15 protein-coding genes and 1 other annotated feature are annotated in these 16,859 nt (G+C 54.6%); of the genes, 5 read left to right on the forward strand and 10 right to left on the reverse strand.

The window, feature by feature from the left end; genetic code table 11:
* Positions 1–12: 12 nt before the first annotated feature.
* On the forward strand, positions 13–492 hold the full coding sequence (gene ybaK, locus F0Q32_RS04150; RefSeq protein WP_149462088.1) for a Cys-tRNA(Pro)/Cys-tRNA(Cys) deacylase YbaK: 480 nt from the start codon (positions 13–15) through the stop codon (positions 490–492).
* A gap of 121 nt (positions 493–613) precedes the next feature.
* On the opposite strand, the gene ushA is transcribed toward ybaK, so the two are convergent.
* Complete coding sequence (gene ushA / locus F0Q32_RS04155; RefSeq protein ID WP_149462089.1) at positions 614–2,266, reverse strand: bifunctional UDP-sugar hydrolase/5'-nucleotidase UshA; 1,653 nt, start codon at positions 2,264–2,266, stop codon at positions 614–616.
* A 174-nt stretch (positions 2,267–2,440) separates the two neighbouring features.
* Here ushA and F0Q32_RS04160 point away from each other — a divergent pair, with 174 nt between their 5' ends.
* Both F0Q32_RS04160 and ybaL read left to right on the forward strand, forming a co-directional pair.
* Positions 2,441–3,661 (forward strand): MFS transporter, encoded by a 1,221-nt coding sequence (locus F0Q32_RS04160; RefSeq protein WP_149462090.1) that lies wholly within the window; start codon positions 2,441–2,443, stop codon positions 3,659–3,661.
* A 255-nt stretch (positions 3,662–3,916) separates the two neighbouring features.
* Positions 3,917–5,593, forward strand: coding sequence for a YbaL family putative K(+) efflux transporter (gene ybaL, locus F0Q32_RS04165; protein ID WP_149462091.1), 1,677 nt, complete (start codon positions 3,917–3,919; stop codon positions 5,591–5,593).
* Between the two features lie 99 nt (positions 5,594–5,692).
* Here the strand turns inward: ybaL and F0Q32_RS04170 are convergent, their stop codons facing one another.
* Entirely contained in the window at positions 5,693–6,997 is a 1,305-nt protein-coding gene (locus F0Q32_RS04170; protein ID WP_149462092.1) for an inosine/guanosine kinase, read from the reverse strand.
* A 161-nt stretch (positions 6,998–7,158) separates the two neighbouring features.
* Here F0Q32_RS04170 and aes point away from each other — a divergent pair, with 161 nt between their 5' ends.
* Positions 7,159–8,127, forward strand: coding sequence for an acetyl esterase (aes, locus tag F0Q32_RS04175; protein WP_149462093.1), 969 nt, complete (start codon positions 7,159–7,161; stop codon positions 8,125–8,127).
* Here the strand turns inward: aes and hemH are convergent.
* The 8 genes from hemH to F0Q32_RS04215 form a co-directional block, all read right to left on the reverse strand.
* Positions 8,124–9,086, reverse strand: coding sequence for a ferrochelatase (gene hemH, locus F0Q32_RS04180; protein ID WP_149462094.1), 963 nt, complete (start codon positions 9,084–9,086; stop codon positions 8,124–8,126). The genes aes and hemH overlap by 4 nt on opposite strands.
* A gap of 222 nt (positions 9,087–9,308) precedes the next feature.
* On the reverse strand, positions 9,309–9,953 hold the full coding sequence (gene adk, locus F0Q32_RS04185; RefSeq protein WP_149462095.1) for an adenylate kinase: 645 nt from the start codon (positions 9,951–9,953) through the stop codon (positions 9,309–9,311).
* 241 nt (positions 9,954–10,194) lie between these two features.
* Positions 10,195–12,069: a molecular chaperone HtpG gene (htpG, locus tag F0Q32_RS04190; protein ID WP_149462096.1), complete on the reverse strand. Its 1,875-nt coding sequence runs from the start codon at positions 12,067–12,069 to the stop codon at positions 10,195–10,197.
* 108 nt (positions 12,070–12,177) lie between these two features.
* Positions 12,178–12,783, reverse strand: coding sequence for a recombination mediator RecR (recR, locus tag F0Q32_RS04195; RefSeq protein WP_149462097.1), 606 nt, complete (start codon positions 12,781–12,783; stop codon positions 12,178–12,180).
* Positions 12,783–13,112: a YbaB/EbfC family nucleoid-associated protein gene (locus tag F0Q32_RS04200; RefSeq protein ID WP_015965523.1), complete on the reverse strand. Its 330-nt coding sequence runs from the start codon at positions 13,110–13,112 to the stop codon at positions 12,783–12,785. The genes recR and F0Q32_RS04200 overlap by 1 nt, the downstream gene beginning before the upstream one ends.
* 49 nt (positions 13,113–13,161) lie before the next feature.
* Complete coding sequence (gene dnaX, locus F0Q32_RS04205; protein ID WP_149462098.1) at positions 13,162–15,093, reverse strand: DNA polymerase III subunit gamma/tau; 1,932 nt, start codon at positions 15,091–15,093, stop codon at positions 13,162–13,164.
* Positions 13,765–13,828 (reverse strand) — a sequence feature (DnaX frameshifting element). It overlaps the preceding gene by 64 nt.
* Before the next feature lie 93 nt (positions 15,094–15,186).
* Entirely contained in the window at positions 15,187–15,738 is a 552-nt protein-coding gene (apt, locus tag F0Q32_RS04210) for an adenine phosphoribosyltransferase (protein WP_015965525.1), read from the reverse strand.
* A 147-nt stretch (positions 15,739–15,885) separates the two neighbouring features.
* Entirely contained in the window at positions 15,886–16,263 is a 378-nt protein-coding gene (locus F0Q32_RS04215) for a DUF454 family protein (protein ID WP_041686299.1), read from the reverse strand.
* A 68-nt stretch (positions 16,264–16,331) separates the two neighbouring features.
* Between F0Q32_RS04215 and priC the strand changes: the two genes are divergently transcribed.
* Entirely contained in the window at positions 16,332–16,859 is a 528-nt protein-coding gene (gene priC / locus F0Q32_RS04220; protein WP_149462099.1) for a primosomal replication protein N'', read from the forward strand.

Here is a 16,859-nt window from a genome sequence, read left to right on the forward strand (position 1 = left end):
GAAAGGATGATTATGACTCCCGCCGTTAAGTTACTCGAAAAAAACAAAATTTCTTTTCAGACTCACGCCTACGATCACGATCCGAGCGAAACCAACTTTGGTGACGAAGTGGTGCGCAAACTGGGTCTGAATGCGGACCAGGTCTACAAAACGTTACTGGTCGCCGTAAATGGCGATATGAAACATCTGGCCGTGGCGGTAACGCCGGTGGCCGGGCAGCTTGATTTGAAAAAAGTCGCGAAGGCGCTGGGCGCGAAGAAAGTCGATATGGCCGACCCGATGGTGGCGCAGCGTACAACCGGGTATCTGGTTGGCGGTATCAGCCCGCTGGGGCAGAAAAAACGCCTGCCGACGGTAATTGACGCACCCGCACAGGATTTTGCCACTATCTATGTTTCAGGCGGCAAGCGCGGTCTGGATATTGAACTCGCCGCGAGCGATCTGGCGAAGATCCTTGATGCAAAATTCGCGGATATTGCGCGCAGGGATTGAGTGCTACTCTTCCCCCTCACCCCGGCCCTCTCCCGCAGGGAGAGGGAGAGAACCGAGTTCGTATTTGCATTGAGCACAATCCGTCCCCTCTCCCTGCGGGAGAGGGTTAGGGTGAGGGCCCCTATTCCCAGCTCACTTCCCCTTTCGGTTCGTAAGCATTCACATCGATTGGTGAGTTCTGCTCGATAAACTGCTTCAGCACTTCCGCATCAATAAACCCGGTGTTCACATAGCCCGGTAATTTATCAATCTGCGGATAACCATCGCCGCCGCTGGCATTGAAACTGAGCGTCGCCAGTCGGTAGTTTTTCGCAGGGTCAATCGGTTCGCCTTTGATTTTAAGGTCTGTCAGCTTGCCGTCTTTTGCCACAAAACTGACGTTGGCAAACTGCGGATAGGCGCCGGAATCGGGCTTTTTCTGCGCCACGGCGGTGAGGTAATCCGTCACCTCTTTGCCGGTCATATCGGCATAGACCACCACGTTGCCAAACGGTTGAACTTTCAGCACGCTTTTATAGGTGATATCTCCTGCCTCGATAGAATCACGAATACCGCCGCCGCTCATCACCGCGAAATCAGCGCCGGTACGCGCCATTTGCGCCGCGAGAATCACGCGCGCCAGGTTGGTCTGCACAAAACGGACTTTACTGCGGTCGCCTTCCAGATGACCATTCACCGTACCAATTTTGACGCCGAGCTGCGCTTTGCCTTTATTCTGGAACGGGCTCAGCAGCGAGAGCATCTGCGCGCTTTCCGGAATTTGTGGCGTGTAAAGTACGCGCTCACTTTGCCCGTTATCGTAAGTCACTTTCTTCTTCAGATTCACCGGAATGAGCTGATAATGCACCAGCTTGAGCTCGCCATTGCGGAACTCAAAATCAGCACGCCCAACGTATTTACCCCACTCATGGGCCTGCACAATCCAGATGCCGTTCTGTTTATCCGGCGCACATGGCGTACCCGGCACATAGTCGACCTGCTTTTTATTCTCCGACGCCATGCAAACCGGATCTTGTGAGTGACCACCCACAATCATCGCCAGCGCCCCGGCAGGCAGGCTGCGCGCCATCTCGACATCGCCCGGCGCGTTAGAACCGTGATTACCGTTGTCGTAGTGGCCCATATGCGTGGCGGCGATAATAAAATCAGGTTTTTCATTCATCTGAAGTTCCTGAATCACCAGCTTCGCTTCGTCGGCAGGCTTACGGAACTCAATATCCGTAAAGTTTTCCGGGTTGCCGATACGGGCAGTATCGTCGGTCGTCAGGCCAAGCACGGCGATTTTGAGATCCTGGCGCTTAAATATTGCCCACGGTTTAAACAGACGTTCGCCGGTGCTCTTTTGATAAATGTTGGCCGACAGGAACGGGAACTTCGCCCACTTTTCCTGCTGGCGCAGCACGCTCATCGGGTTATCAAACTCATGGTTACCGACCGCCATCGCGTCATAACCCACCAGATTCATGCCACGAAAATCGGGCTCTGCGTCCTGTAAATCCGACTCCGGCACGCCAGTATTAATATCGCCGCCGGAGAGCAAAAGCACGCTTCCCCCTTCCGCGGCGACTTCTTTGCGAATGCCGTCCACCAGCGTTTTTTGCGCGGCTAAACCGTACTCGCCATATTCGCTGCGCCAAAAGTGACCGTGATGATCGTTAGTATGTAATATTGTGATTTTATAGGTTTTATCTTTTTCCCAGGCCTGAACGCCTGTGCTTGCCAAAGACAGCGCGGCCAGCATTGCCAGCGCTATGCCCCGTCGAACAAATTTCATGATCCACTCCCTGATTGAATGACAAGTGCCGAAATTACAACGCTCTGAAAGAATAGTCGAATTTCATTTTAGAAATGAGACTTCCTTCATACGTCGCAGACAGGTATCTTAGGCTGATAACTATTACAACATCGATTATCTCCAACATCGCACCATCAAATATAAGTGGAATCTATGGCAATCAGTGAAACCAGCCCTGGGCTGTCCGGCTCCTCTGCGCCCCAGCAACAGGCACGCACGTCGTTTAAAATTCTCGGGGCCATCAGCCTCTCTCACCTGCTTAATGACATGATTCAGTCGTTAATTCTGGCTATCTACCCGCTGCTACAGGCTGACTTCTCACTCAGTTTCGTACAGATCGGGATGATTACCCTCACCTTCCAGCTCGCCTCCTCGCTGCTTCAACCGGTGGTCGGCTATGTGACCGATAAGCGTCCGATGCCGTGGTCGCTGCCTATCGGCATGTGCTTTACCCTAAGCGGCCTGATTCTGCTGGCACTGGCAGGCAGTTTCTATACCGTTCTGCTGGCCGCCGCGCTGGTCGGTACCGGGTCGTCGGTGTTCCACCCGGAATCTTCACGTGTGGGACGTATGGCGTCCGGTGGGCGTCATGGCCTGGCGCAGTCAATTTTCCAGGTCGGTGGCAACTTTGGTAGCTCTTTAGGGCCACTGCTGGCGGCGGTGATCATTGCCCCGTACGGTAAAGGCAACGTCGCCTGGTTCGTGCTGGCAGCGCTGCTGGCCATTGTTGTGCTTGCGCAAATCAGCCGCTGGTATGCCGCACAGCACCGCATTAATAAAGGTAAACCTAAAGCCACAATTATTAATCCGCTGCCGCGCAACAAGGTGATTCTGGCCGTTTGCGTACTTCTGATGCTGATTTTTTCAAAATACTTCTACATGGCGAGCATCAGCAGTTATTACACCTTTTATTTGATGCATAAGTTTGGCTTATCCATCCAAAATGCGCAGATACACCTCTTTGCTTTCCTGTTTGCGGTAGCGGCGGGAACCGTGATTGGCGGGCCTGTAGGCGATAAGATTGGGCGTAAATATGTTATTTGGGGCTCTATCCTCGGCGTTGCACCGTTTACCCTTGTTTTACCCTATGCATCGCTGGAATGGACCGGGATTTTAACGGTGATCATTGGATTTATCCTCGCATCCGCATTTTCGGCGATTCTGGTATATGCTCAGGAGCTTCTACCTGGCCGAATTGGCATGGTTTCCGGTTTATTCTTCGGTTTCGCCTTTGGCATGGGCGGCTTAGGTGCTGCGGTACTGGGGCTGGTTGCTGACCATACCAGCATCGAACTGGTCTATAAAATCTGTGCTTTCCTGCCGCTTCTGGGGATGTTGACCATATTCCTGCCTGATAACCGACAAAAACAGTAATTTTCACGCAGCCAAAGTCAAACTTTGGCTGCACAGTTCCCCAGCCATTGCGGCATTCCCCCTGCCATTCATCAGCCAATCCCACTTTTGGGGTTATTCCGATCATTAATTCCTTTTTTTATCAAAATTCAACATTTATTCATAAACATGATGACCCATTTTGTCATAAACTATTACAAGGTTTTTTGGTTTTCCGGATGATGTCACGCATCTGAGCCAAAAATGGAACAACGCACCAACACGAAAGGAGACGGAATGCATCACGCCACACCGCTTATCACCACCATTGTTGGTGGTCTTGTTCTCGCATTTTTCCTTGGCATGATTGCCAACAGATTACGCATATCTCCTTTAGTCGGTTATTTATTAGCAGGCGTCCTGGCCGGACCATTCACGCCGGGTTTTGTCGCCGATACGCAACTGGCACCTGAACTGGCAGAACTGGGCGTGATTCTGCTGATGTTCGGCGTCGGACTGCACTTCTCATTGAAAGATTTGATGGCGGTAAAAGCCATCGCCATTCCCGGTGCAATTTTACAGATAGCAGTAGCAACACTACTGGGTATGGCGCTTTCATCGTTGCTCGGCTGGTCGTTGATGACCGGTATCGTGTTCGGCCTGTGTCTTTCTACCGCCAGTACCGTGGTGCTGCTGCGCGCGCTGGAAGAACGGCAACTCATTGATAGCCAGCGTGGGCAAATCGCCATCGGCTGGTTGATTGTTGAAGACCTGGTGATGGTGTTAACGCTGGTTCTGCTTCCTGCCGTCGCAGGCATGATGGAGAAAGGCAACGTTGGCCTGGCTTCGCTGGCGCTGGATATGTCGATAACCATCGGCAAAGTGGTCGCCTTTATTGCCATTATGATGCTGGTAGGCCGTCGCCTGGTGCCGTGGATCCTCTCCCGCAGCGCCGCTACCGGTTCTCGTGAGCTCTTTACCCTTTCTGTACTCGCGCTGGCGCTGGGTATCGCCTTCGGTGCGGTTGAGCTGTTTGATGTCTCCTTCGCACTCGGCGCATTCTTCGCCGGGATGGTGCTGAACGAGTCTGAATTGAGCCACCGCGCGGCCCACGATACGCTGCCACTGCGCGACGCATTCGCTGTGTTGTTCTTCGTCTCTGTCGGTATGCTGTTTGACCCGATGATTCTGATTGAACAACCGCTGGCAGTTCTGGGTACGCTTGCCATTATCGTCTTCGGTAAGTCGTTAGCAGCGTTCTTCCTGGTGCGTATGTTCGGACACTCACAGCGCACCGCGTTAACCATCGCCACCAGCCTGGCGCAGATTGGTGAATTCGCCTTCATCCTGGCAGGGCTCGGCATGGCGCTGGATCTCCTTCCGCAGGCCGGGCAGAACCTGGTACTGGCAGGGGCGATCCTGTCGATTATGCTCAACCCGATTCTCTTTACGCTGCTGGAAAAATATCTCGAGAAAACCGAGACGCTTGAAGAGCAAACGCTTGAAGAAGCCATTGAAGACGAGAAGCAGATCCCGGTGGATATCTGTAATCATGCGTTGCTGGTCGGCTATGGGCGCGTCGGTAGCCTGCTCGGCGAGAAACTGATGGCCCAGGGCATTCCGCTGGTGGTGATTGAAACCTCACGTACGCGCGTTGATGAACTGCGCGAACGTGGTATTCGCGCGGTGCTGGGCAACGCCGCAAACGAGGAAATCATGAACCTGGCGCATCTGGACTGCGCGCGCTGGCTGCTGCTGACCATTCCGAACGGCTACGAAGCCGGTGAGATTGTCGCTACCGCGCGCGAGAAATGCCCGGGGATTGAGATTATCGCCCGCGCGCATTATGACGATGAAGTGGCGTATATCAGTGAGCGCGGCGCTAATCAGGTGGTGATGGGCGAGCGTGAGATTGCGAAAACCATGCTGGGCTTGTTGGAGAAACCGCCGCTTGAAGAGGCGGTGACAGGCTAAAACTGGAGTGCCGGATGGCGGCTGCGCCTTATCCGGCCTACAAACTCACATAAGCGTTCCAGGCCCGGTAAGCGAACCGCCACCAGGCAACACACGACGTTATCGTTCCCAATACGCCTCTTCGAGGCTATCTTCCCTTTCCGGCAGGCCGCGCGTCAGGCGCGGTGAATGCTGGTTCAGCACCTGATAACTCACCCGGTTGGCATATTTACACACCTGGGCCAGCGACGAATAGGTCAGCCAGTGATGCTGGTGTTTACTGGAATTCGGCACGTTATTACGATGATAGTTATTGGCGGTGATATCGTGCAGCAGCGCCGCCAGTGCGCCGTCTCCCGCGCCGTTGGTATTCATGATCTTTTCAGGGCCGCCCATGTATGGCGCGATGTGCGAGTACACTCGTAGCGGGTCCTGGCAATCTTTAAAACGCACCGCACGGCTGAATTCATACTGGTTGAATTCAGCAATAGCCCCCGGCAACAGCGGATGCTGGGTTTTCCGTTTTGCCTCGTTTTCAGTAAAGCCCGCCATGTAAAGCCCCACCGGCCCGGCGGTACAGAGCACCAGATCTACCCAATCCAGCGCTTTATCCGACGCCAGCAGCGGGTCATCCAACCCGGTTAGCGCCAGCCCCTCTTCTTCATTCATTGCCAGAATCGAGACATGCTCTTTGAGAAATTCCTGCCACCACTGCGGGTTATCGGCAATCACATACTTAGTGCCCAGCGTCAGGACGACCGGAACGTTATATTTCTTCGCGTAGGCAATCGCCTGCATGGTGGCGTCTTTCATCGGCTCACCAGGCTTGCAGCGCACCAGGTAAGACGTCAGCACCAGCGCAGAGGCCCCGGCAATGACAGCTTCCGGGATGCTTTCCGGGCGCAGCTGATTCATGTGGCCAGGGCTAATTGCGAAGGTGCGTTCGCCGGATTCGCTAATCAGCGTAAAGCAGCGGCCAATTGGGCCATCGACACCCTGTAAATAGTTAAGATCGGTACGGCTGGAGGTATTGCAAAGATAGCGGTACGCGTAACCACCAATTTCTACATTGCGGCACATCACGCCGAGCAGTACCGAGCGGTCGTCCGCCAGCACCGAATAGTTGTGCATCGTATTGCCGATGGTTCCCCCGGCAAACTGATGGGTGATGAGGTTATTCTGCACCAGCTCCTGATACAGCGCTTCCGCCACATCATCTTCAATCACCAGCGAATGCCCGGCGCTCAGGCCGTAGCGCTGGATAAACGCGTCATCGACTTTGGCTTCGATATCCACCAGGGTTTGGTCGATACCGACCACCCAGGAGACGCCATTTTCGCTTTCCGGCTGAATTTGTTTTAACAGCGGATCGCGGGCGTTAACGGGAAAATAGTGTTTTGATTTACGTTTACCGGGAAATTTCATGATTCTGTTTACTGGTGGATAGCCGAGCGGGAAATGGTAGCACATTCCACCAGCCGCATGCGACGAACGTCGTGCGGGTCAGCGTTCAATATCGGCCTGCGGGATCGCAGTTTCCCGCGTTGGGAACTCTACAATAGCGCGAGAATACTAAGGAGCGCGTGATGAAAGCGGAAAATAAGATCCCCGTACTGGAGAAAATCTCAGAAGAAATGCAGCAGGTCATGCAATTTGAGCGGCCCGACCTGCCGCCCTGGCCCGCCGATGCAACGCTTGAAATTCAGCGCGATTACTACACGCGCGAACGACAATTCTGGAACGAGGGCGCGCCCGAGATGGCCACCGTCGAATGTGTGGTTCCCACGCCGTTCAGCACCGTAGCCACGCGGATTTACTCACCGCAGCCAGAAAGCCCGGCGACACTGTTTTATCTGCACGGCGGCGGCTTTATTCTCGGCAATCTCGACACGCACGACCGCATCATGCGTCTGCTGGCGAAATATACTGGCTGTACGGTAATTGGTATCGACTATACCTTATCGCCGGAAGCCCGGTTCCCGCAGGCGATTGAAGAGACGGTCGCTGTCTGCCAGTTTTTTCAGCGCCGTGACACGGCGTATCACATCAATATGGAAAACATCGGATTCGCGGGCGATTCTGCAGGTGCAATGCTGGCGCTCGCCAGCGCCCTCTGGCTACGCGATCACCCTATTCATTGTGGAAAGGTCATTAGCACGCTGTTGTGGTACGGGCTCTACGGTTTACAGGATTCGGTAAGCCGTCGGCTAATGGGTGGAAGCTGGGATGGGTTAACACGCGAGGATCTGGCGACCTATGAAAACGCTTATCTGCGGGATGAGCGGGACAAAGAATCGCCGTGGTACTGCCTGTTCAATAACGATCTCACCCATGACGTGCCGCCCTGCTTTATCGCCGGGGCGGAATACGATCCGCTGATTGACGACAGCCGTCTGCTGCATCAAACGCTACAAGCGCATCAGCAGACCAGCCGTTATGTCATGTATCCCGGCGTGCTGCATGCGTTCTTACACTATTCGCGGATGATGAAAACCGCCGACCAGGCGTTGCGGGACGGCGCAGCTTTCTTTGTCGAACAACTGCATGCTCGCTAGCAGTGCGGCGTAACCAGCGCCTGCATCATATCAATATGTTCCGGTGTATCGTTCAGCGCCGGAATATATTCATATTTCACCCCTCCGGCTTCAAGGAATACTTCCCGGTTTTGCACCGCAATCTCTTCCAGCGTCTCCAGACAATCGGCGGAGAAGCCCGGGCACATCACCTGAATGTGTTTCACGCCCTTCTCACCCAGCATTTTCAGCGTTTCATCCGTATAGGGCGTCAGCCACGGTTCACGGCCAAAACGCGACTGGAAGGTCATCATCACTTTATCCGGGTCGATTTCCAGCGCGGAAACCAGCGCGCGCGTGGTATCGCGACAGCGCTGCGGGTAATCATCACCTTCATTGGCGTAGCGCTGCGGAATACCGTGATAGGACAGCATCAACAAATCCGGTTCGCCGTGGCGCGCAAAAGAGGCCTTCACCGTGCCTGCCAGCGCGTTGATATAGTCATGATCGGTCGCGTAATCGCGAATAAACGTGATGCCCGGAATGGCGCGGGTTTTACCCAGAATACGCGCCAGTTCATCCCACACGGCGGCGACCGTCGAGCAGGAGTATTGTGGATACAGCGGCAGGACCACGATATGGTCCACATCCTGCGCCAGCAAATCATTAACGGCGCTTTCCAGCGACGGCGTGCCATAGCTCATGCCCAGCGCAACAGGCATTTCTGGCAGACGTTCAGCCAGCGCTTTTTGCTGTCTGCGGCTATACACCATCAGCGGCGAGCCCTCTTCCATCCACACGGATTGATAGAGTTTGGCCACGCGCGGTGAGCGGATAGGCAGGATCACACCGCGTAACAGCGGCCACCATAACAGGCGGGAGGTGTCGACAACGCGTCGGTCGCTGAGGAATTGCCGAAGATAGCGTTTAACCGCATCGGCGGTTGGCGCATCGGGAGTACCGAGGTTTACCAGCAGAATTCCTGTCTTTTTATAACGCATTACCGCCTCTCATTGATTCAAATCGTTGATAATTGTAGCGGAAAAGCGGAGAAGAAAAACTAATTGCTGTAAGAGGTGGTGCGGATAGTTGCCTGATGGCGCTGCGCTTATCAGGCCTACGGGAAAGCGCGGATGAATTTGCCTGATGGCGCTGCGCTTATCAGGCCTACAAAAAACTGTAGGCCGGATAAGGTACGTGCACCGCCATCCGGCAAAACGGCCTTAGCCGAGGATTTTTTCCAGTTCTGCGCGAACGGCAGCAACGGCCTGGGTACCGTCAACTTTCGCGTATTTGGTGTTACCCGCCTGCGCTTCTTTAGAGTAGTAGCCAATCAGCGGCGCAGTCATCTGATGATATTCCACCAGACGTTTACGCACGGTTTCTTCCTGATCGTCTTTACGGGTGGTCAGTTCTTCGCCGGTCACATCATCTTTACCTTCCACTTTCGGCGGATTGAATTTGATGTGATAAACACGGCCAGATGCCGCGTGAACGCGACGGCCAACAATACGGTCAACAATCAGCTCGTCCGGCACATCGAATTCCAGAACGTAATCAACGTTGATGCCCGCTTCTTTCATGGCGTCTGCCTGCGGAATAGTGCGCGGGAAGCCGTCCAGCAGGAAACCGTTACGGCAATCTTCCTGGGAGATGCGTTCTTTAACCAGCGCGATAACCAGTTCGTCGGTAACCAGCTTGCCAGCATCCATGATGTCTTTGGCTTGTTTACCCAGTTCAGAACCGGACTTCACGGCTGCACGCAGCATATCGCCGGTGGAGATTTGCGGAATACCGTACTTCTCCATGATGAACTGAGCCTGAGTTCCTTTACCCGCGCCCGGAGCGCCAAGCAGAATGATACGCATTGCGAAAATCCCCTCAAAGGTTGTCTAAATTTTTCAAAAGCGCTAAACGATACCACCAACGCGCCATTGGCTCAAGGAAGCGGGGTAAGGCTGAAACGGTTAATGGGGGGAAAACTGCGGTTTGATGCCCTCACCCCGGCCCTCTCCCACAGGGAGAGGGAGAAAACCGGCACTGAATGCACCATGGGCACAATCGGTCCCCTCTCCCTGCGGGAGAGGGTTAGGGTGAGGGGTTAAAGGTTTACGACACCAGCAACTGGTTCATACGGCGGATAAACTGGTTCGGATCTTCCAGCGTCCCACGCTCGGCGAACAATGCCTGATCGAGCAGCAGTTCAACCCACTCTTTAAACTGGGCTTCATCCTGGGTGTCCGCTGTGCGTTTCACCAGTACGTGGTCCGGGTTCAGTTCAAAGATGTATTTCACGTCCGGCACAGCCTGGCCCGCGGCAGCGAACAGTTTCGCCATCTGGGTACTCATTTCATCTGCGTCGGTGGTGACAATTGCCGGGGTATCGGTCAGACGATGCGTCAGACGTACCTCTTTCACGCGGTCGCCCAGCAGGGTTTTCACGCGCTCGACGAACGGCGTCAGCGCTTTTTCCGCTTCTTTCGCGCTTTCGTCCACTTCATCCGCCAGCTTGTCGATGGATTCATCGGCTTTGGCCACGGACTGGAACGGTTTACCGTCGAACTCGGTCAGGTAGTTCATCATCCACTCATCGATGCGGTCAGAAAGCAGCAGAACTTCGATACCTTTCTTACGCAGCAGTTCCAGGTGCGGGCTGCTTTTCGCCGCCGCGTAGCTGTCTGCAGTGATGTAGTAAATCTTTTCCTGCCCTTCTTTCATGCGGGAAACGTAGTCTGCCAGCGAAACGGTCTGCTCGGAAGAGTCTGTATGCGTAGAGGCAAAACGCAACAGTTTAGCAATCGCGTCCTGATTCGTACTGTCTTCCGCCGGGCCCTCTTTCAGCACCAGGCCAAACTGTTTCCAGAAGGTCTGATATTTTTCCGCGTCGTCTTTCGCCAGTTTATCCAGCATTTGCAGGACGCGTTTGGTCAGCGCACCGCGCAGGCTGCGGGTGACCGCACTGTCCTGAAGGATTTCACGGGACACGTTCAGCGGCAGATCGTTGGAATCTATCAGGCCACGCACAAAACGCAGGTAGTTCGGCATGAATTGCTCGGCGTCATCCATGATAAACACACGTTGTACGTACAGCTTCAGGCCATGTTTATGGTCGCGATTCCACATATCCCACGGTGCCTGAGACGGGATGTACAGCAGGCTGGTGTACTCCTGCTTCCCTTCGACACGGTTATGGCTCCAGGTCAGCGGGTCAGTGAAGTCATGGGCGATATGTTTGTAGAACTCGGTGTATTCTTCGTCTTTAATTTCAGACTTATTACGCGTCCACAGCGCCTGTGCTTTGTTGATTTTTTCCCAGGAGATAACGGTTTCGCCGTCTTTTTCTTCCCGTTTTTCAATCTCAACCGGCAGTGCGATATGGTCGGAGTATTTGCTGATGACAGAGCGCACGCGCCAGTCATCAAGGAATTCATCTTCGCCTTCGCGCAGATGCAGAGTAATTTCGGTGCCGCGATCGGCTTTGGTGATGTCGGCAACGGTGTAATCTCCTTCACCTTCTGATTCCCAGAACACACCGTTTTCTGCCGCGTCGCCCGCCGCGCGGGTGCGTACAGTCACTTTATCGGCAACAATAAACGCCGAGTAGAAGCCCACGCCAAACTGACCAATCAGTTGGCTGTCTTTCGCCTGGTCAGAGCCCATCGATTCGAGGAACGCTTTGGTTCCGGATTTGGCGATAGTCCCCAGATGGTCAATAACGTCATCACGGTTCATACCAATACCGTTATCGGCAATGGTCAACGTACGCTTATCTTTATCGAAGGAAACACGCACGCGCAGCTCGCCGTCACCTTCGTACAGGTCCGGGTTGGAGAGCGCACGGAAACGCAGCTTGTCTGCCGCATCCGAGGCGTTAGAGATAAGCTCACGCAGGAAAATTTCTTTATTGGAATACAGGGAATGGATCATCAGGTGCAGAAGCTGTTTCACTTCAGACTGAAAACCACGAGTTTCTTGTCCTTTCATGTCGAAAATACCTCAATGCCAATTACAAGGTAAAAAATGCGTTGAGAGGGAAATGGGGATAGCGGGGGAAAATTTCAAGCGAGAGCAGAAAATCCTGCTCTCGTTTGATTAAAAACGAATCTTATGGCGACCCGCGAGCGAGTGCGACAGCGTGGTGCCATCGACCATCTCCAGCTCACCACCGACGGGCACGCCGTGGGCGATGCGGCTGGCTTCCACACCGTGCTGAGCGCAAATCTCAGCGATGTAGTTAGCGGTCGCCTCCCCTTCCACCGTCGGGTTGGTGGCGAGGATAACTTCACTGAGCGATTCCGTTTCCAGACGCTGCTCCAGGCGATCGAGGCCAATATCATCGGGCCCAATGCCGTCGAGCGGAGACAGGTGACCCATCAATACGAAGTAGCGGCCAGAATACTGCCCGGTTTGCTCAATAGCGTAGATGTCCGCAGGACTCTCCACCACACAAATTTGGCCGTTTTCCTGGCGACGCGGGTTCGAACAGATGTTGCACACTTCCTGCTCGGTGAAGGTGCGGCAATCGGCACAGTGGCCGATTTCCGACATGGCGCGGGTCAGTGACTGCGCCAGACGCATTCCGCCGCTGCGGTCGCGCTGCAGCAGCGTAAACGCCATACGCTGAGCCGACTTAGGGCCAACGCCCGGCAGGCAGCGCAGTGCTTCCATTAGCTGAGTTAACAGCGGGCTGGTTTGCATCAGAACGGCAGCTTCATACCCGGCGGCAGTTGCATACCGGAGGACACGGAGGCCATTTTCTCTTTCTGGGTTTCATCAATGCGACGCGCCGCATCGTTGAATGCCGCAGCAACCAGATCTTCCAGCATGTCTTTGTCATCTTCCAACAGGCTTGGATCGATTTCCACGCGACGGCAGTTGTGCGCGCCGTTGATGGTCACTTTTACCAGACCTGCGCCGGATTCACCGGTCACTTCCAGTTTCGCGATTTCTTCCTGCATCTGCTGCATTTTTTCTTGCATCTGCTGGGCCTGTTTCATCAGGTTACCCAGACCGCCTTTACCAAACATAGGCTTCTCTCTTTCATTCAAGGGTGACGACCATAAGCCAGGCTCACGATCAAATGGGGCGGATACTCTCTTCGTCCAGGTCCGCATCGAAGAATCGACGCAGAGTCTGAATGTTGTTATCCGCGATTATCGCCTCACGCGCTTGCGCGAGTTTCTCTTCATAAATGGCCTGACGCCACTCAAGCGGCGTTCGCTGGGTTGAATTATCATCTTCAATGATAGTCAATTCAACGGGTGCGCCGTTTAAAGTGCTCAGTGCCTCGGCCAGTTTTTGCTGCGCGCCCGGCGAGTTCAGATGCCGCTGGGTGGGTCGCAGATGCAGGCAAACCGTATTGCCGCTTTGCTCTTTCCACGCATTCAGCGCCACCTGCTCAACCAGCTTCGGCAGCGCCAGCTGGCTCACCTGCGCGGCCCATTCGTCGCGCTCGATGGCTTCAGCGGCCAGTTTTGCGGCCAGTTCCGGCGTTTTTTCATGCTCCAGCGCTTTCTTCAACGCTTTCGGCGTTGCAACCTCCACTTTGACCTCTTGGGCCACCATCGTGGATTTCCAGCGATAGGCTTCTTTTTTCGCCGGTGCTTTCTCGAGTGCCGACGGCGCAGGACGCGAAGAAACGCGTTCCGTTACCGAAGCCAGTCTTTCCAGCGCAGCGTTATTCACCGGCCGCGCGCGGGAAGCGGCTGCCGGTTCACTCTTTTTTAGTTTGGGCGCTCCTGCATTACCCTGCTGAAGCTGACGGCGAGCAGCCAACACCTGATTCGTCGATTCAGGTAGCGGTACATCCGGCCCGCGTGGCGCAGGCGCTGTCTGCGACTGAACCGGCGGTGGCGTCATCATCGCCGTCGCGGCCTGCGGCGCGAAGTTGTGCTGGGGCACTTCTGGCTCCGGCAGTGGCATACGCGGGTGGAAGGCCAGCGCGCGCAACAACGTCATTTCAATACCCATCCGGCGATCGGGCGCGTAAGGCAGTTCCTTGCGGCCAATCAGCAGGGTTTGATAGTAGAGCTGAACATCGGTTGGCGGTACGGTACGCGCTAAATCACGCATTCGTTGCTCGACCGTGGCCATATCGCTGCCCAGCGCGGACGGCGACAACTGAACCATCGCAATGCGATGCAGCAAGCTTTGCATTTCAACCAGCAGCGCTTCCCACTCGATACCGCGTTGTGCGGCCTCGTTGACCAGTGCCATCACACGTTCGCCATCGGCGGCGACCAGCGCTTCAATTAAAGAAAGCGCCTGGTCGTCATCGAGCGTGCCCAGCATGGTGCTGACCGACGCGGTGGTCAGTTGACCTTCCCCGCTGGCAATGGCTTGATCCGTCAGACTTAACGCATCACGCAGGCTGCCGTCTGCTGAACGGGCGAGCAGTTGTAGCGCGCGTGGCTCGAAAGCAATTTTCTCTTCACCGAGAATGTGCTCAAGCTGATGACGAATTTGTTCGACATCCAGCGCTTTGAGGTGGAATTGCAGGCAACGAGAAAGAATGGTGACCGGCAGCTTTTGCGGGTCGGTGGTTGCCAACAAGAATTTGACGTGCGCAGGCGGCTCTTCCAGCGTTTTTAACAGCGCGTTAAAGCTGTGGCGGGAAAGCATGTGCACTTCATCGATCAGATAGACTTTGAAACGCCCACGCGCCGGTGCGTACTGGACGTTATCAAGCAGGTCGCGCGTGTCTTCAACTTTAGTACGCGACGCGGCATCGATTTCGATTAAATCGACAAAACGCCCCTCTTCGATTTCACGGCAGTTATCGCAAACACCACAGGGCGTAGCGGTAACACCGGTTTCGCAGTTCAGCCCCTTCGCCAGCAAACGGGCGATAGAGGTTTTACCGACGCCACGGGTGCCGGAAAAGAGATAGGCGTGATGAATGCGCCCTAACGACAAGCCGTTCGCCAGTGCAGTCAGCACATGTTCCTGGCCGACGACGTCAGCGAAGGTTTGTGGTCGCCATTTTCGGGCTAAGACCTGATAACTCATTGGCTGGCTCTGAGACGTTGGAAGGTGGATTCACGAGGGGGGTAATGCTATCACAGCCCCGCCAATACGGCGAGGCTCAGTATCGGGATTTGCTTAGTGGCCCGGGAAGGAAACCAGGCTGTAGCTGGTGATACCCTGTTTTTCCAGGCGCTGCTCACCACCGAGGTCGAACAGGTTGATGATGAATGCTGCATCGGTGACTTCACCGCCCAGACGACGAATCAGTTTAACGGTCGCTTCAATGGTGCCACCGGTCGCCAGCAGATCGTCCACCACCAGCACTTTATCGCCGGGTTTAATGGCATCAACATGAATTTCCAGCTGATCGGTGCCGTACTCAAGCTCGTAGCTTTCAGCGATAGTTTCACGCGGCAGTTTACCCGGCTTACGTACCGGCACAAAACCTACACCCATCGCCAGGGCTACCGGTGCGCCAAACAGAAATCCACGCGCTTCGGTACCGACGACTTTAGTGATACCTGCATCTTTATAGCGATTCACCAGCAGTTCAATGCTGAGGGCGTAGGCTTTCGGATCTTCCAGTAAACTGGTGACATCACGGAAAAGAATGCCCGGCTTCGGATAGTCGTGAATGCTTTTAATGCTGTTCTTCAGAAATTCAAGCTGCTGTGCAGTAGCGGTCATAGGTTTGTGCCTGCTTAAAACGATGTTACTCGAGGCGTGCAAAAGGGGTCAAAGTTACATTTGATTAACTTTTGACCGGCGCGCCTGTGCTCGAAAACGGTCGAATTTACTGACTGCTGATAAGAATTGCAACACCATTAATGCGCTTTACGGCTTTTGTTGTTCCGCATCAATCACCGGGATTCGCCACATGAAAATCAATAAACAGGCCAGAATCACTAAAAGCAGGATCCGTACCCACATCATCTTCACCAGCCACAGGGAGATAGCGAAGGTCACCAGAATCAGGATAATAGCCCGAGGCTTTGCCCCGCGCGGCATGGCACGATACTTCTGCCAGTGACGCAAATAGCCACCAAACCATGAGCGATAAAGCAGCCAGTGGTGAAAACGCGGCGACGAGCGCGCGAAGCACCAGGCGGCGAGCAGGATAAACGGCGTGGTGGGCAGCAACGGCAAAACCACGCCCAGTGTGCCAAGGGCTACCGCCAGCCAGCCAATAATGATTAAAATAGTGCGTTGCATAGCGAGAATCGTTATCAATACCAGCGGCTAATGTAGCATAGTCGATAATAAATACGACGGAGATTGGCGTGAAAATAGCGCAGCTTTTACAAACGCTGGAAGCCCAGCTTGCGCGACTGCAAGTGCGCATCGCGCCGCTGGCGCAGCACGCCACCCTGACGCCCCGCTTTGACAGGCAATTGTTTCACACCCGAAGCACTACGCTACAGGCGTGCCTGAATGAAGCGCAAAAGAATTTCAGCGAGTTGCAGCGCGCCGTTGAGCAAAAGCAGCTTCCACAAGTGGCCTGGCTTGCCGAACACCTGGCTGCGCAAATTGAGGCAATCAGTAGGGAAAGTGACGCCTGGACACTGCGTGCATGGGATAGCGCCTCACCTGCGCAAACGCGCTGGCAGCGCAAGCGCCTGCAAACTCAGGAGTTTGAACGCCGGCTGCTGGAGATGAAACAGACACGTGAGCAACAGCTTCAACAGGCGACTACCTTTGAAGAGCAGCAGCGGCTTGGCCGCGAAATTACCGCCTTTGATGCCCGTCTGGCTCGCTGCCGACAGGCTTTGCAGGACATTGAAAACGTACTGGCGCGCCTGACGCGCTAA

The organism is Pseudocitrobacter sp. 73 (assembly GCF_008369545.1).
In the GTDB taxonomy this organism is placed as follows: Bacteria; Pseudomonadota; Gammaproteobacteria; order Enterobacterales; family Enterobacteriaceae; genus Pseudocitrobacter; species Pseudocitrobacter vendiensis.

Coding starts and splice junctions, on each gene's coding strand:
- ybaK (WP_149462088.1), top strand. CDS start 13: ATGACTCCCGCCGTTAAGTTACTCGAAAAAAACAAAATTTCTTTTCAG.
- ushA (WP_149462089.1), bottom strand. CDS start 2,266: ATGAAATTTGTTCGACGGGGCATAGCGCTGGCAATGCTGGCCGCGCTG.
- F0Q32_RS04160 (WP_149462090.1), top strand. CDS start 2,441: ATGGCAATCAGTGAAACCAGCCCTGGGCTGTCCGGCTCCTCTGCGCCC.
- ybaL (WP_149462091.1), top strand. CDS start 3,917: ATGCATCACGCCACACCGCTTATCACCACCATTGTTGGTGGTCTTGTT.
- F0Q32_RS04170 (WP_149462092.1), bottom strand. CDS start 6,997: ATGAAATTTCCCGGTAAACGTAAATCAAAACACTATTTTCCCGTTAAC.
- aes (WP_149462093.1), top strand. CDS start 7,159: ATGAAAGCGGAAAATAAGATCCCCGTACTGGAGAAAATCTCAGAAGAA.
- hemH (WP_149462094.1), bottom strand. CDS start 9,086: ATGCGTTATAAAAAGACAGGAATTCTGCTGGTAAACCTCGGTACTCCC.
- adk (WP_149462095.1), bottom strand. CDS start 9,953: ATGCGTATCATTCTGCTTGGCGCTCCGGGCGCGGGTAAAGGAACTCAG.
- htpG (WP_149462096.1), bottom strand. CDS start 12,069: ATGAAAGGACAAGAAACTCGTGGTTTTCAGTCTGAAGTGAAACAGCTT.
- recR (WP_149462097.1), bottom strand. CDS start 12,783: ATGCAAACCAGCCCGCTGTTAACTCAGCTAATGGAAGCACTGCGCTGC.
- F0Q32_RS04200 (WP_015965523.1), bottom strand. CDS start 13,112: ATGTTTGGTAAAGGCGGTCTGGGTAACCTGATGAAACAGGCCCAGCAG.
- dnaX (WP_149462098.1), bottom strand. CDS start 15,093: ATGAGTTATCAGGTCTTAGCCCGAAAATGGCGACCACAAACCTTCGCT.
- apt (WP_015965525.1), bottom strand. CDS start 15,738: ATGACCGCTACTGCACAGCAGCTTGAATTTCTGAAGAACAGCATTAAA.
- F0Q32_RS04215 (WP_041686299.1), bottom strand. CDS start 16,263: ATGCAACGCACTATTTTAATCATTATTGGCTGGCTGGCGGTAGCCCTT.